The 16,451-nt window shown below is 62.5% G+C and carries 4 protein-coding genes; all 4 read right to left on the bottom strand.

Annotated elements, in window-relative coordinates; translation table 11 throughout:
- Positions 1-10: 10 nt before the first annotated feature.
- Positions 11-9,475, bottom strand: coding sequence for an amino acid adenylation domain-containing protein (locus J3P82_RS11975; RefSeq protein ID WP_434563305.1), 9,465 nt, complete (start codon positions 9,473-9,475; stop codon positions 11-13).
- A gap of 45 nt (positions 9,476-9,520) precedes the next feature.
- On the bottom strand, positions 9,521-14,326 hold the full coding sequence (locus J3P82_RS11970; protein ID WP_434563303.1) for a condensation domain-containing protein: 4,806 nt from the start codon (positions 14,324-14,326) through the stop codon (positions 9,521-9,523).
- A 66-nt stretch (positions 14,327-14,392) separates the two neighbouring features.
- The gene (locus J3P82_RS11965; RefSeq protein WP_434563799.1) at positions 14,393-15,346 is read right to left on the bottom strand and encodes a TauD/TfdA family dioxygenase; all 954 of its coding nucleotides are present in this window, start codon (positions 15,344-15,346) and stop codon (positions 14,393-14,395) included.
- A 158-nt stretch (positions 15,347-15,504) separates the two neighbouring features.
- Entirely contained in the window at positions 15,505-16,449 is a 945-nt protein-coding gene (locus J3P82_RS11960) for an ABC transporter substrate-binding protein (RefSeq protein ID WP_434563301.1), read from the bottom strand.
- Between the last annotated feature and the right edge of the window lie 2 nt (positions 16,450-16,451).

The raw sequence follows: 16,451 nt of genomic DNA, 5'->3' as shown, positions 1-16,451 counted from the left end.
GTACTCATCCTTACTCTTCCATCTCTGATAACAGGCGCTGCATTTCGTCCAGGGCTTCGTCGGTCGAGGGCCCCTGGGGTTTTTCGATCTGCTCGGCAAGCGCGGCGATCGTCGGATTCTGGAACAGGCTGCGCAGTTCGAGCTTGATGCCGAAGCGACTCTCGACCTGGGTCATCAAACGCATGGCCAACAGCGAATGCCCGCCCAGCTCGAAAAAGCTGTTGAACACGCCGACTTGCGGCAGCGCCAGCAAGTTTTGCCAGATGTCCGCCAGTTGGCGCTCCAGGTCGTTGCGCGGCGCCACGCCTTCGATCGCCACGGGTTGCGGCGCCGGCAGCGCCTTGCGGTCGATCTTGCCGTTGGCGTTGAGGGCAAAACGTGGCTGCTCGATGAAGCCTGCCGGGATCATGTAGCCCGGCAGCACGCCTTCCAGGTACCGGCGCAGCGCCGGCTGATCTATCGGGCTCGGCACTTGCAGCCAGGCGAACAGGCTCTGGCTGCGCGAATCGATCATCACCACCGCTTCTTCCACACCTGGGTAACGGCGCAGCAGCGACTCGATTTCACCCGGTTCGATGCGGAACCCGCGCACCTTGACCTGGAAGTCGCCCCGACCGACGTAGGCCAGTCGCCCATCGTTGCGTCGGCGTACCAGGTCGCCGGTGCGGTACATGCGGCTGCCGGGCTCGCCAGCGTAAGGGTCTGGCAAGTAGGCCGCCGCCGTGGTGGCGGGCGCGCGCTGATAGCCACGGGTAACCCCGGAACCAGCGATGTACAGTTCACCGGTGGCACCCAACGGAACCGGGCGGAGCATGTCGTCAAGCACATAGCAACGGGTATTGAGCAAGGGCGCGCCGATATCGGCGACACCGGACGGTACGTCTCGCAACGCCTGGGTGGTCGACCAGACGGTGGTTTCCGTTGGGCCGTAGGCGTTGATCAACACTACGCCCCGGCCACTCAATTCGTTGACCAGTTCACCGGGAACCGCCTCGCCACCGATCAGGCCACGCAACGGCGGCCAATCGGCCTGCCCGGTTTCCAGCAGGATTTGCCAACCGGCGGGAGTCGCCTGGAACACCGTGGCCCGGCGCAGCAGCGCGAACAGTTGATGCCCATCGACCACCTGCTCGCGGCGCGCCAGCAGGATGGCTGCGCCATTGACCAGCGGCAGGAACAGCTCCGGCTTGCACATATCGAAGGCGTACGTGGTGCTGGCAAGCCAGACATCCTTGGCGCCGAGCGGCAGCACGCGATCGAGACCGGCCAGCAAGTTGCTCAGGTTTCCACGGGTGACCTGCACGCCTTTCGGTGTGCCGGTCGAGCCCGAGGTGTAGATCACATACGCACGCTGTTGCGGGTCGACCGCCACCGCCAGGTTGGCGTCGCTGCAAGTGTCCAGCTGCAACCGGTCGAGCAGGACGTGATCGACGTCGCCCAGGGCCTCGGCGCACAGGCTTTCGCTGAGCACCAGGGCCGGACGCGCATGATCGATGATGAAGCGCAGGCGCTCGCCCGGGTGTTGCGGATCCAGCGGCAGGTACGCCGCGCCGGCCTTGTGGATCGCCAGCAAGGTGGGCAGCAACCAAGGACCGCGACTCAGGCAAACGGCAACCAGATCGTCGGTGCGGACGCCTTGCGCCCGTAGCCAGTGGGCCAGGCGATTGCTGATGGCGTGCAGTTGCGCATAGTTCAGTTGCTGGTCCTGGCAATCGACCGCCAGCGCCTGCGGCGTCAGGACGGCTTGCCGTTCGAAGCGGGCAATCACGTCCACTGCCGGAGCCAAGGACTGCGCAGGCCGATTCCATGGCCGCTCTTCGAGCGCGTGATCGGCATTGGCCAGGTCGATGTCCCAGAGGCGCGCCTCGGGTTGTTCCAGCATGCCTTCGAGCAGGTAGAGGAACTCATCGGCGTAACGCTGGGCGGTGCGTGCCAGGAACAGGTCGGTGTTGTATTCCAACACGCATGGCCAGTCCTCGCCCATCTGCTCGATGTGCAGGCCGATGTCCACCAGGGCGCTGTCGCTTTCGACGTTCAAGCGCTGTGCCGGCAACCCGGCGAAACGCTGTTCGGACAAGGCGTTGGCATCCCGCTGGATCAGGTTGAACAACGCCTGGAAGAGCGGCGTGTGGCTGAGGTCACGACGCACTTGCAACGCTTCCACCAAGCGCTCGAACGGCACGTCGGCATGCTGTTGCGCCGACAGGTGAGTGGCTTGCAATTGCTGCCAGAAGTGCTGGACCGACTGTTGTGGGTCGATCTGGCTGCGCAGGACCTGGGTGGTGGCGAAGTAACCGATCAGGTTATCCGTGTGGGCCTGATGACGGTGGGCGACCGGCAAGCCGATCCAGATCTCACGCTGTCCCGAGTGCCTGGCCAAGAGGGTTTTCCATGCGGCCAGCAGCGGTGCGAAAGCGGTCAAGCCATGACGTTGCGCCGTATCGCGCAGGCGCTTGACCAGCGTTGCCGGCAGGTTGAAACGCAGGCGCTGCCCGCTGTAGCCCTGCTCGGCGGGCCGAGGCATGTCGGTCGGCAGGTTCAGTACCGGAGGCTCGCCCGCCAGGGTCCGGCGCCAATAATCAAGCTGCGACTCGATCCGTGTATGCCCCTGCGGACTTTGCCAGCTGGCCGCGATGTCGGAAAATTGCAGCGGCAACGCTGGCAGGCACGCATCGCGTCCTTCCAGCAAAGCTTGGTAGATCAGTTGCAGTTCGTTGAAGAGGATCTCCAGCGAGCGTGCATCGGCGATGATGTGGTGCAAGGTCACTTGCAGGACGCTTTGCCCCTCGCCCAGGTATACCCGCACCCGCCACAGCGGCGGCGCGGTGAGGTCGAATGGGCGTAGCGCCTCCTCGCTCAGTTTCTGCGTGAAAGCGGTCGAGCGTTCGTCGACTTCCAGCGGCTCGACGCTCAGCGGCATCGTACCGGGATCCTCGACACGCTGGCGCGCGCCCTCGGCTGTTTCGCTGAAGACCGTGCGCAGGCTATGTTGGCGAGCCACCAACTGCGTCAATGCCTGTTCCAGTAACGTGGGTTGCAGGATGCCATCCAGGCGCAGTGCCAGCGATAAGTGATAGGCCTGGGTATCGCCCTGCAAACGATCGAGGAACCACAAGCGTTGCTGAGTGAAATGCAACGGTGCCAAGGGTTCTTCGAAAGGACGCAAAATGCCGTCAGCCTCGGTACTTGCCTGGGCCAGCGTAGCGGCCAGGTCACGCAGGACCGGTTGCTCGAACACAGTGCGCAATGGCAGGCGCCGGCCATGCTGTTCGGCGATCCGTGCGACCAGTCGCGCCGCCAGGAGCGAGTGTCCGCCCAAGGCAAAGAAGTTATCGTCGGCGCCAACATCGGCACATCCCAGCAGCTCTTTCCAGAGCCCGGCCAGGGTCAGCTCCCACTCACCCGACAGCGCGCCATGCTGGCCGTCACGCTGTTGCGGTGCCGGCAGGGCCTTGCGGTCAACCTTGCCGCTCGGGCTCAACGGCAGCGTGTCGAGACGCACAAACTGACTGGGCAGCATGTAGTCCGGCAACTGGGCGCCAAGGGTGTCACGCAGCAGCGCATCATCCAGCGCATCGCCTGCGTAATAACCCACCAGGCGCGCCGACTCACCGCTGCCCAACAGCACGATAGCGGCCTCGCGAACCCCGGAAATACGGGACAACAGCGCCTCGATCTCGCCCAACTCGATACGGAAACCGCGCAGCTTGACCTGGAAATCCAGGCGTCCCAGGTAATCGAGGCTGCCATTGCTGTTACGCCTGACCCGGTCGCCGGTACGGTACATGCGCGCACCAGCCACAAAAGGATCCGGCAAGAACGCGGCGGCGGTCAGGCGCGCAGCGGCGAAATAACCTCGGCCCAGGTTGGCCCCGGCCAGGTACAGCTCACCGGGAACGCCAGCGGCCACCGGTTGCAGGTCGGCATCGAGAACGTACGCGGCGGTATTGGCCACCGGTTGCCCGATCGGCACCTCGACGCCGGCTTCGTTACCGCTGCGTACTTCGAAGGTGCTGTAAACAGTTGCTTCCGTCGGCCCATAACCATTGATGACATAGGCTCCCCTGCCCTCGATGGCTTCGGCCAATGCGCACGGCAGGGCCTCGCCACCGGAGATGGCGCGCACGCCTTGCCAACTGCGCGAAGTGTGCGCCACCAGCATCCGCCAGGTGGCCGGCGTGGCCTGCATGACGGTGGGTTGCCCGGACAGCAACAGTTGATCGATGGCCTGCGGGTCTCGCGCCTGTTCGCGATCGGCCAGCAGGATACTGGCGCCATGGGCCAGGGGCAGGAGTAACTCGACGATGGCAATGTCGAAGGTCGCCGTGGTCAAGGCCAGGACCCGGTCCCGTGCCGTCATCGGCAAGACCTGCTCGACGGCCAACATCAGGTTCATCAGGTTGCCACGGTTGATCGCCACGCCTTTGGGCTGGCCGGTGGAACCAGAGGTGTACAGCACGTAGGCGAGCTGACCGGCGACGCAGGTCACTGCATTGAAGGTGTCGGTTGCAGCGCTGGCATCAATGTCGAGCAACGGCAGGTCGCTGTTCCACTGCGCCAAGTCCGCGAGACTCGCCGCCGTGCCCAGGCACAAGGTGGGCCGGGCCGCTTGAAGAATGTAGCGGCCACGCTCCGGTGGCGTGTCTTCGGCCAACGGCACATACGCAGCGCCGGCCTTGAGCACCGCCAACATGGCCATGGGCAGGCGCGCGTCGCGAGGCAAGCTCAAGGCGATGCGGTCTTCAACGCCCACACCTTGGGCCTGCAATGTCGCGGCCAGCCGTTCGGCGGCCTGATCCAGTTCGGCATACGTCAGTTGCTGATCGCCTGCCACAACGGCTATCGCCTCAGGCTGGCGAGCGACCTGAAGCGCAAAGGCCTCAAGGATGTCTTGATGGCCGCCCACCGTGGGACCTTCGATTCGGCCAAGAGCCCGTTCCGCAGGCTGCCAGGCGAGTTCACCCAGCGGCTGGGCGGACTGCTCGATCAACGCGTCGAGAAATGCCAGGTATTGCTCGACCATCGCTTGCACGGTCTGCTCGCGGAACAGATCACTGCTGTATTGCAGGCTCACGCTGATGCCGTGTTCGCTGTCGCGCACGTCCAGGTGCAGGTCGCACAAGGCGCTGTCCGGGCGATTGTCCAGCGGCTCGGCAATCAGGTCGGTGAGGTCGAAACGCTCCAGGGCATTGCCCGGGAAGTAGTTGAACATGACTTGGAACAGCGGGTTGTAGCTCACCTGCCGAACCACGCCGAGTTGTTCGATCAGGTAATCGAACGGCAAATCCTGATGGGACTGGACCGACACGGACAGCGCCTGCAACTCGCTCATCAGTTGCAGCAGGCTGCGCTCGCCGGAAAGTTTCTTGCGGTACACCAACGTGTTGACGAAGCAACCCACCAGAGGCTGCAACGTCGCATGGTGCCGATTGGCCGCTGGAACACCGACCAGAATGTCGTCTTCGCCGCTGCGACTACGCAACAGCAACTGGAACGCGGTGAGCATCGGGATGAAATTGCTCCAACCGTGGCGAGCGCTGAAGGCCTTCAGGCGGGCCGCCAGCGCTTCGGGCAAGCGTCGCTCGACACGCCCTCCGGCCTGGCTGGCCTGGGCAGGCCGGGCGAAGTCGGCCGCCAGGTCGAGCACCGGCAGTTCGCCGGCCAGTTGCTCGCGCCAGTAGGCTAGCTCCTGCGCGCACGCCTTGCTGCCCATCCATTGACGCTGCCAGACGGCGTAGTCGGCGTATTGCATCGCCGGGGCGAGCCGTTGAGTCGACAGGCCTTGGCGGCGGTTGCGGTACTGCTCGCACAAACCGTCGATGATCAGTTGCAGGGACCAGCCATCGGCAACGATGTGATGGCAGTTCAACGACAGGACAAACACCTGCGGCGCCAGGCGATACAGCCGAGCACGCAGCAACGGCGCCGCTTCCAGAGCAAACGGTGTCATTGCATCCTGACGCAGCCGATCGTGCAGCGCCTCTTCGCTCGCCACATCGATCACCGGCAAATCAAGCTCGGTCTGCGCCAGGATCACTTGGCTCGGCCCTTGGGCCTCGCTGATAAACCCGCTGCGCAGTACCTCGTGCTGGTCGACTACCGCTTGCAAGGCCGCATGCAGATCAGCGACATGCAGCTCGCCGGTCAGGCGCACAGCGCCAGCCAGGTTGTACGCCGGGCTATGCGGATCGAGTTGCTGCAAGAACCAGAGCCGTTGTTGGGCATACGAAAGCGGTAGCTTTTGCGGACGCGGCAGCAGGGTTGGCGAAGGTTTTAGCGCACCGGTCTGGTTTTCCAGCCAATCCGCCATGGCGGCGATGGTCGGACGCTCGAAGACCACGCGCAACGGCAAATCCTTGCCACTGAGTTTGCCGATCAGGCCGATCAACTGGGTCGCCAACAAGGAATGGCCGCCAAGCTCGAAAAAGTTGTCCTCGACGCCCACCTGTTCGAGCCCGAGCACGCTTTGCCAGGCTTCCACCAACTGGCCTTGCAATTCGCTGCTGGGCGCAACATAACGAGCCTGGCTTTGCGCGGCGAAATCCGGTGCGGGCAAGGATTTGCGGTCGATCTTGCCGTTGCCGTTGAGCGGGAAACGCTCCAGGAACACGAATGCGCTCGGGATCATGTACGCCGGGAGATTGCCGAGCACGTGCTCGCGCAACACCTCGACGCTGCAAGCGGTATCTGCCACCGCATAGGCCACCAGCACCTTGGCGCGTTGCTGGTCGTCACGGGCCACCACCACGGCTTCCCGCACGCCGGGATAACGGGTCAGGCAGGCTTCGATCTCGTCCAGTTCAATACGATGGCCACGGATCTTGACTTGATGGTCGGTGCGCCCAACGTATTCCAGGTCGCCGTTGGGCAGGAAGCGCGCCAGGTCGCCGGTGCGATACAGGCGCGAACCGTCATTGGCGATCGGATCCGGCAGGAAGACCGCCGCCGTGCGCGCAGGGTCGGCCATGTAGCCACGCCCGACGCCAACACCGGCGACGAATATCTCGCCGACGGCACCGACGGGTATCGGTTGCAAATCGGCATTGAGCAGGTACAAGCGGTTGTTCAGCGTGGCGCGCCCGATCGGTACGTTGATGCGCTCATCCGGCAGGCGTTCCAGCAATGGGTGGAAGGCGACGTCATCCGAGCACTCGGCGGGCCCATAGGCGTTCATCAACGGAATCGCCGGGTAGCGCTCGAACCAGCGCCGCGCCAAGGCCGGCGGCAAGGCCTCGCCCGTGGCGAGCACCCAGCGCAGAGGCGATGTCTCCAGCCCGGCGTCGAGCAGGCTCTGCATCAATGACGGCACCGCCTCGAGGATGCTGATGCCGTGCCGTCCGATAGCCGAGGCCAGCGCCTCGGGGTCTTGCACGACGCAGTCGCCGAGAATCACGGTACGCGCGCCCAGCACCAGTCCGGCGAGGGTTTGCCAGACTGAAATATCGAAGCATTGCGGCGCGGTCTGGGCAATCACGTCATCCGCATCGAGCCCCAGCCCCGGTAGCTTGCCGAGGATGTTATTGAGCATGCCCGCCTGGGCCACCATGGCGCCCTTTGGCGTACCGGTGGAACCGGAGGTGAAGATGCAATAGGCCAACGAGTTGTCGTGCACCGCGATGTTCAGATCGTCGTCGCTGTAGCCGGCCAGTACCGATGGGTCATAGCGCACGGACTGGGGTCGCTGCTCGAGCAGATCCAATGCCTGCAAGGCCAGTTCGCCTTGTTCCGCACTGTGCACCAGCAACGGCGTACGGCTCTGGCGCAGCACCTGGGCCAGGCGCTGGGCCGGGTTGCGCGGATCGAGCGGCAGCCAACCGGCACCGGCCTTGAGCGTGGCGACGATCATCACCACCAGGTCCAACCCACGCTCGTCGAATACGGCGATCAGATCGTCGCGATTGACGCCTTGCACACGCAGGTGCCGGGCCAGCCGGTTGGCGGCGCGGTTCAACTGATCGAAAGTCAGGCTTTGCTCGCCGTGGACAATGGCGACGCGCCCTGGACTCTGGCGGACCTGCTGTTGGAAGCGCTCGATGAACAACGGTTGCAGCAGTTGCTCATCGGCTACCAGCCCACCACCGGCCCAGACCTCGTGCTGGTGAGCGACTTCACGTTCATCCAGCATTGCCAGTCGATGCAACGGCGTCCCGGCGTTCGCATCCAGGGCATCGCCCATGTTCAACAGCAGCGTGCGGAAATGCCGCAGCATCTGCTCGATTTCTTCACGCAGGAACCAGTCGGTCTGGTAAGTCAGCTGCAAGTGCAAGCGTTCACTCGGCACGATGACCACGGTGATCGGGTAATTGGTGTGGGTGCGGTTGGCCATGTCGCTGATCAGGTAGTCCAGCTGCCCCTGGCGCAGGTCGGCGGCGATGGGCGCGTTCTCGAACACGAACAGGCTCTGGAACAGGTCCTGGCGCTGCACATCGCTCCAACGCTGGATGTCGGCCAGGGAAACACTTTCGTGTTCGCGCAGGCTCAGGTTCTCGGTCTGCAAGGCTTTGAGCCACGGCCCCAGTGCGTCATCCGGGCGCCAGCTCCAGCGCAGCGGCAGGCTGTTGATGAACAGGCCGACGATGCTTTCCATGCCTTGCAGATGAACCGGGCGGCCAGCAACCGTAATGCCGAACACCAAATCGCGATCACCGCTATAACGCGCCAGCAACAGCGCCCAGGCACCCTGCACCAGCGTGTTGAGGGTCAGGCCGTGCTGCGCCGCGACGTTTTGCAGCGCCAAGGTCTGCTCAGGCTGCAGAAACTCGACACAGTCCTCGACCGGTTCACTGGCGCCCTGGATGCGGCCGACATGGCCGAAGCCGAACTCGTTTGGCGTGTCGAAACCCGCCAGACGTTGTTGCCAGAAAGCCTGATGATCTTCCGGCTTCTGGGTTTCGAGCCACCGGATGAAATCGCGATAAGGACGCGGGGCCGGCAGATTCAATCGACGACCTTCCTGGGCGGCACGGTAGCCGTTGAGGAAATCCATCATGATGATCGAGAAGCACCAGGCATCCATCAGGATGTGGTGGTAACTGCGCACGAACTGGTAGGTGTCGGGCGCCAGTTTGTACAACCGGACCCGCATCAGTGGCGCCTTGGTGAAATCCAGCCCTTCGGCACGCTCCTCGCTGAGCAACTGATCCAGGCGACCCTGCTGCTCACCTTCGCTCAGGTGCGACCAATCCTCATAGGTGATCGGCAATTCGACCTGCTTGTGCACCACTTGCATCGGACGCTTCTGCTGCTTCCAGACGAAAGAAGTGCGCAACAGCTCATGGCGTTCCACCACTTGTGCCCAAGCCTGGCGAAACGCAGCGAGGTCCAGGTTCGGCATGACCATCACATGCCGGTATTGCAGCAGATACATGCCCTTGCCCGGGTGCATCAAGCTGTGAAACAGCAGTCCTTGCTGCATGGGAGCCAGCGGGTAAATAGCTTCGATATTGCGCGAAAGAGCTTTGACCTTGTCGTTCATGCTGACGGTATCCGAACCTGTAATGTTTGGGGACGCAGGGGTTCACTACTCAAGTTGTTCGAGCAGCCCGAGGAATTCATCGTCGGACAAGCCGGAGTCGGCGAAATCCGAAGCCGTGGCTCGCCCCACCGAGGGCGCTTGGCAATGCTCCAACAGGGCTATGAGTCGCTGCTGGAACTGCCGCGCCAATTCACCCACTAATGCCTGATCATGGACCTGCGGCGCATAACGCCACTCCACATGCAACTGGCCTTCGTTTACCAACGCCGTCACATCCAGCCAATGCGTGCGGCGGGTGCTGTCGGCGCGCATGCCAGGGCACACCGGTCGCGACAGACGCCAAAGCCGCGAAGCGCCGATCCATTGGTCGACCCGTCCCAGGTAATTGAACGTCAAGAGTGAAGCCGCACCCAGGCCGTGGGCCGGTTCCTGGCGCAACAGACCATAGCCAATGCCTTGTTCGGGGACACGGCGCAGGGCTTCCTTGGCCGCGATGATCGAGGGCTCGAGATCCCAGGAAGTATCGACGGCAAGCGGATAGCGGCTGGTGTGCCAACCGATTGAACGGGACAACTCGGGGCCCAGCTCCCAGCCGCTGCGGCCATGACTTTCCAGCTCAAGGGTGACGCGTTCGCCTCCCTGCCACTGACCGATGACACCGGCCAATGCCGCTAACAGCAGGTCCTGGACCTGGGTGCCGTAGGCCGCGTGACAATCGCCCAGTAGTAACTGGGTCTGCTCCAGCGACAATTGCGTGGCCAGCGTGCGACTTTCGCCGTACACATTGGGTTGTTCGGGAACCGAGCCTTCGGCGGCCAACTGCTCATGCCAGTAATCAACCTGGGCCTGTACGGCGGGCTCGCGGCGATGTTGCTGCAAGGCCTCGCTCCACACATGGAAACCCGCCGAGACGGTAGGCAATGCCACGTTCGATTGCAGGTAGAGGCTTTCCAGTTCCTCCAACAGAACCTGCCAGGACACCGCATCCACCAGCAAATGATGCGCCGTGCACAGCAGCTCGCGGCTCTGGGAGAAATACACCCAGCGAATCAGTGGCGCCTTGGCCAGATCGAAGCCGTGCTGCCAGCGCTGCAATAGCGCTTCGCTCAACGGTTGCTCCTCGACGTGGAACAACACGTCGACCTGGGATTGGGAAAATGCCTGGTAGCGTTGTTGCCAACCCTGCGGCGACGCCTCAAATGTCAGGCGCAAGCTGGCATGACGCTGCAACAGCGTGCCCACCGCGTGGGCAAACCGGTCCAGCTCCAACGGTTCGTCCAGCGCCAACAGCAAGGACTGGTTCCAGTATCCGGGCTCGCTTTGCTCCTGAGCGAAGAACCATTGCTGGATCGGCGTCAGGGCAAATGCCGTGGTGGGTTCGATGGCGGAGGGCTTGGCACCCTCCTTCGCCGCGCCTGAATCAACCACTTGCCCGGCCCAGCCGCGCACCGTCGGGAACTCGAAAATCTGCTTGGGCTTGAGTTGCAGCCCCTGCTGCTTGGCCCGGGCGATGATCTGCAGGCTCAGGATGGAGTCGCCCCCGACGCTGAAGAAGTTGTCATCGACACGCAGTCCAGGGTTATTGAGGATTTCGCGAGCGATATCGAGCAGACGTTGTTCGAGGCTGCGCTGCGGCGTCTGCACCACTCGGGCCAAGGCCCGCACGGTCTGTTCGGCGAACAGCTGCTTGGGCGTCATCAGGATATTTTGCTGGCGCGCCAGGGCAATGATCTGCAGGCCAAGGATCGAGTCGCCGCCCTGGGCAAAGAAATTGTCATCGGGCCCCAGGTCGGGATTGCCGAGCAGCCCGCGCCAGATATCGAGCAACGCGCTTTCGACCGCGTCCAAGAACTCCTCGGTTGGAACCGTCGCCTGCGCGGTGGCCGGCGCTTGCTCGGCCAACTGCAGCAATGCCTTGCGATCGACCTTGCCGTTGGGCAACAGGGCAAACCCATCGAGGCAATGCCACTGGGCAGGCTGCATATAGTCCGGCAGTTGCGCTTGCAGGGTGGCTTGGATATCAGGCAACGCGCTCGACGGCGCGACCAGGAACGCCACCAGGCGGTTGCCCGTCAGCCGCGACGGGCTGTTCAGCACCTGGACGTCGCTCACATGCGGCATTGCCCGCAGCCGTGCCGCGACTTCCGCCGGCTCGACCCGGTAGCCGCGGATCTTGACCTGCTCATCGAGCCGGCCGAGAAACTCCACCCGCCCTTGATGATTGAGCCGTACCCGGTCGCCGGTGCGATAGCCATGCTCACCGAAGCGGGCGCGGTCTGCATCGCTGGCGCTGAGATACCCCAGCGCAACCGTCTTGCCCTGCACGCAGAGCTCGCCACTCACGCCGATCGGCAACAAACGGCCGTCGGGCGAACGCACGCTGACCTGGACATTAGACAGCGGTCGACCCAGCGGTGCCGCGCCATCCATATCGACCTCATGGGTCAACACCCCGACGGTGGTTTCACTGGGACCGTAGTGGTTGACGATACGCAACTCCGGCCTCAATGCGCGCAAGCGCGACACCAGCTCATGACCCAGGGCCTCGCCGCCGGTTACCAGGCATTGGCGCGGCAACAAGCGTTGCGGATCGTTGGCGACCAGCAAGGCGTTGAGGTGCGACGGTACGATTTTCAGCAAATCCACGGGCTCGCGTTCAAGCACAGCCGTCAGCTCCTCGGCATCGAACGCCAGTTCCTCGGCCAGGAGCCGCAAGCGGCGGCCGCTGAGCAAAGCACCGAACAAGGCCGTATGCCCAAGGTCAGTGGCACAACTGGCAAGGCTTGCCAGGCTGGCATCGGCGGGCAGGTGCAGGCGCTCAAGACACCCCGTCACGTAATGAATCAGGTTGCCCTGACTGACCGCCACGCCCTTCGGCCGGCCCGTGGAACCGGAGGTGTAGACGATGTAGGCCGGCAGGTCAGCATCAATCGACGCGCGCATCGGCGATTCGCTCGACAGCTCGGCATCTGGCAACGACAGCCAGAGCACCGCATCCGGCAGCCAGTCGGGACGCAGGCCCTCGCCGATCCAGATCTTGGGCGCGGCATCCTCGCAGATATCCTGCAAACGCGACTGCGGCCACTGCGGATCGACGGCCAGGTAGGTGGCGCCGCACTGCCAGGCCGCGAGCATGTGCATTACCAATTCGCGGCTGCGGGGCAGGCACAAGGCGATGCGTGCATTCTCCAGGTCTGCGCCCGCTTGCAAGCGCTCGCCACGGGCCACTACTGCCCGGCCCAGTTCGGCATAGCTGAGAGTGCCTTGCTCGTCCTGAAGGGCGATTGACTCGGACTTGCACTGTTGCACGAACGCCTGCCAGGCGTTGCTGAACGGAACTGGCATGTCCGCGCCGTGAAGGATTGATTGTTGCGCGGGCGGCAGCCAATCGAGCTGGGCAAACGGCTCGTCCGGCTGTTCGATGACCGCGTGGACCAACGCAACGAACTGATCGCAATAACGCTGGACTGTTTCGTGGCGGTACAAGGCTTTGCTGTAACGCCACCGACAGAGGAAACCCTCCTCCTCATCCACCACGACCATGTTCAGTTCATGGGCCGCTCCACGCTGTTCCGACAGCAGGCGATCGAGGTACTGATGAAAAGGCGCGGCACGTGCCCTGTTGAGCGTGAACATGTGCTGGAACAGCGGCGCCTTGCCCGCCTGACGCTCGAAGTTCAACTGCTTGACCAGGCGCGAGAACGGGTAGTGTCGGTGCGCGAGGGCCTGCTTGACGGTGGCGTCCACCTCTCGGGCCCAGTCACGACTTGAAAGATCTGCCTGCAAGCGACAGCGAACCGGCAGCGAGTTGACCAGATAGCCCGGCAAACTGAGGTGTTCGCGTCGCAAGCGCAGACCGCCGGCCGTACCCAGAACAAAATCGTCTTGCCCGGACAACACCCCGAGAAACTGTTGAAACAGCGAGAACCACCAGACGTACGGCGTTACGCCCCACTCTCGGGCGAGGGCCCGGATTCTCGCCGTGGTGGCGAGATCGAAGCGAACCGGCAGCTCCATTCCTTCGAATGACCGGTCACCGCCAAAGGCGAAATCCGTCGGCAAATCCAGCGTCGGGGCTTCGCTCAGTTGCGCCTGCCACCAAGCCAGCTCCGCAACTTCAGTCGCCTCGCTGCGCACATGCAGCTCACTGTTGTAGTCGCGATAGGCATCAGGGTTGATCGCCGGCAACGGCTGATCATCGACCTGTGCGAACAGCTCATTGAGCACGATATAGAACGTGGCCGGATCGGCGGCGATGTGATGGATCACCAACACCAGCGTGAGCTCGGTATGACCATCCCGGGCGTTGCTCAGCACCACACCTCGGCAGACTTCCCCGGCCTGGAGATTGAAAGGCCGGTCGGCCAGTTCGGCAATGCGTTGCTGCAAGGTGTCGGTGTCCGCCGCCTGCAAGGCAACCCACTCCAACGGCTGGATATTTTCACCACGACTCCACTGCACCAGGTCGCCGCTGCGTTCGCCGTAGGCCATGCTCAACACAGGGTAACGCCGCTGAATCGTGGCCCAGGCGTCTTGTAGGCGCCGGGGCAAGTCCTCCGTTACGAACTGCGCCTTGATTCGTCCTGCGTAAGCAAGGTTATAGGCACAACTGTCGGGCTCCAGTCGCTGTAGAAACCAGAGCGCCTGCTCATTGTCGGTCAGTGGCCGCGCATCAAAATAATCGGGATGCCGGGCGAGCCATTGCAACACCTCGTGCTCTCGCGAACGGAGCTCGATTTCAAGTTCATCCGTCAGAGCGCCCTGCGGCCCCGGCGTGATGATCAGTTGACCTTCAGCTTCCGACAGGCGAATTCCACGCAGCCAGCAGCGATGCATCAGGCGATCGAGCATGAGTTGTCCTTCATTTTGCTTGTTCGAAATCAGCCGTCTGTTGCAACGGCTCTGAAAGAGAGGGGATCAACCCGCCGAAGCAGGTTCCGCCATGGCGACGACAACTTTGCGCGCGCCTTGGAATGTCGAGCGACCGTGGGCAACGAGCATGTTGTCGAGCATCAGCACATCGCCCGCCTGCCAGGGGAAACTCACCTGGCAGCGCTGCAATACTTCGCGGACATGGTCAAGGGCCTCCAGCTCGATCGGTGAACCGTCCCCGTAGAAAACGTTACGCGGGACGCCCTCTTCGCCCACGATGGAAATCAGGGTCTCGCGCACAGGTGCCGCGAGATTGGAGATATGAAACAGATGCGCCTGGTTGAACCAGACCCACTCTCCTGTGATCGGGTGCTGGGCCACGGCCTGGCAGACCTGGCGCGTGGACAGCTCGCCATCGTCCTTCCATTGGAACTGGATCTGGTTGGCACGACAGAAATGTTCGACCTGCGAGCGGTCTTCGGTGCTGAACGCCTGTTGCCAGGGCAAGTCGAGGCCGTTGCCGTAGTTGCGCACGTACATCAGGCGCTTCTCGGCGAAACGCTGGCGGATAGCCGGGTCGAGTTGCTGGTAGACCATGCGGCTATCGGCTATTGGGGTTTCACCGCCCACAGGAGAAGCCTGTACGCAGTGGAACCAGATTTTCATCGGCCAATTGAGGGAATAGGACTGTTCGTTATGCAGCGGGATAATCTGGTGGGCCGGATATTCGGTGGAGGTGTATACCCGGTTATTGAGTTTGGTGCGCGGTGTGGAGGCGTAGTCATAGGTCAGGAGTTCATGACCGAAACTGCGGGCGAACGCTTCGAAATCCGCCTCCCCATTGAATGCAAAACCGCGAAACAGAATCCCGCCCACACGTGGCAACTGGGCCTCGACTGCCTGCAGGATCTGCGCTCGGCTGTCCTGCCAGACCGCACCGGCGGCGGGCGCTTCAAGGATGAACGGCAAGGTCTGTTCGTTGCCCGGTACGCCTTCCATGGATTGAACCTGTGCACGCGCCAAACCAGTTTCCATTAGTAATCCCTCGCCATTCCGATGAGCGTGTTTTTTTCGAGAGCACAAACTAATACAAACGAGTAACAACCGCAATAGAGAATCATTGTCATTAATGACATTTGTATGACGGCTGATACATTTCACTTGTCCTGCAGCACACTCTCCCGCTCGGCGATATGAGACATCAACAAATAGGCGGAGCCCAATAATCCCTGCATCGTATCGGCATAGCGACTGCGGTTCAGGTACAGGAACTGGCGGTTCTTCACGGCAAACAGATTCCGCCATTGAGGTGACTGACGGAAGGCTGCCGTGCTGGCTTCCGAATCGAGCATTTGCTCATAAGTGTCGATAATGAAATCACTGTCGAAGTCACCGATTCGCTCCAGGCTGTAGGGCACATTCTGGCGCGCCTCGCGATACGCGGCGACACGACCCAGGCCGAAATCAGCGATGACGTCATCCATCCCGCCACGGCCGATCAGCTGGAACCCGTCGGTATAGACTTCAAGCGTCGTGACCGTAATACGCGAAGGGTCCTTGACGCGCTTCTTGAACTCGCTGACCACCCATTGGTATTCGCGCAGCATCTCCTCATAGCGCTGTTGCTTGCCGACCAGTTCCGCGAGTTCCTTGGCATACGTCTTGATATCGCTTTCCCGGGAGGGCAACAGCACCACCGGGGCGATTTTGCTGAGCTTTTCCTTGAGGTCGGCGTGATACGAAAGGCCCACGATCAGGTCAGGCTTCAAGGCGGCAATGGCTTCCAGGTCGGGGGACTGGTGTGAGCCGATGTATTGGATGCCCGTCACATCGAAGCGCTCCTGCGCGCCGCGAAACAGCACGTCTGAAAAAAGCTTCTTGCGCCCTGTCGAGCCGCAAGGCTTGATGCCCAGCTCCAACAGTTGGGTGGTCAGGCTGAAATCATGCAAGGACACGATGCAGTGAGGTTCAACAGGCACCTCGACCCGACCGAAACTGTTTTCGAACACTTTGGTTTCAGCCGCGCCAGCGTCCATGGACAGCAATGCCAGCGGCACGCATAGCATGCCGAGCAACCTTGGGAACATTCCTTTCAACCGCACGC

It is taken from the genome of Pseudomonas sp. Z4-20 (assembly GCF_051131955.1).
Classification (GTDB): Bacteria; Pseudomonadota; Gammaproteobacteria; order Pseudomonadales; family Pseudomonadaceae; genus Aquipseudomonas; species Aquipseudomonas marvdashtae.
This window is presented reverse-complemented; position numbering and strand designations above follow the sequence as displayed.

What these genes read in the sequence shown, in the direction of transcription:
- J3P82_RS11975 (WP_434563305.1), bottom strand. Translation starts at nt 9,475, where the DNA reads ATGAACGACAAGGTCAAAGCTCTTTCGCGCAATATCGAAGCTATTTAC.
- J3P82_RS11970 (WP_434563303.1), bottom strand. Translation starts at nt 14,326, where the DNA reads ATGCTCGATCGCCTGATGCATCGCTGCTGGCTGCGTGGAATTCGCCTG.
- J3P82_RS11965 (WP_434563799.1), bottom strand. Translation starts at nt 15,346, where the DNA reads ATGGAAGGCGTACCGGGCAACGAACAGACCTTGCCGTTCATCCTTGAA.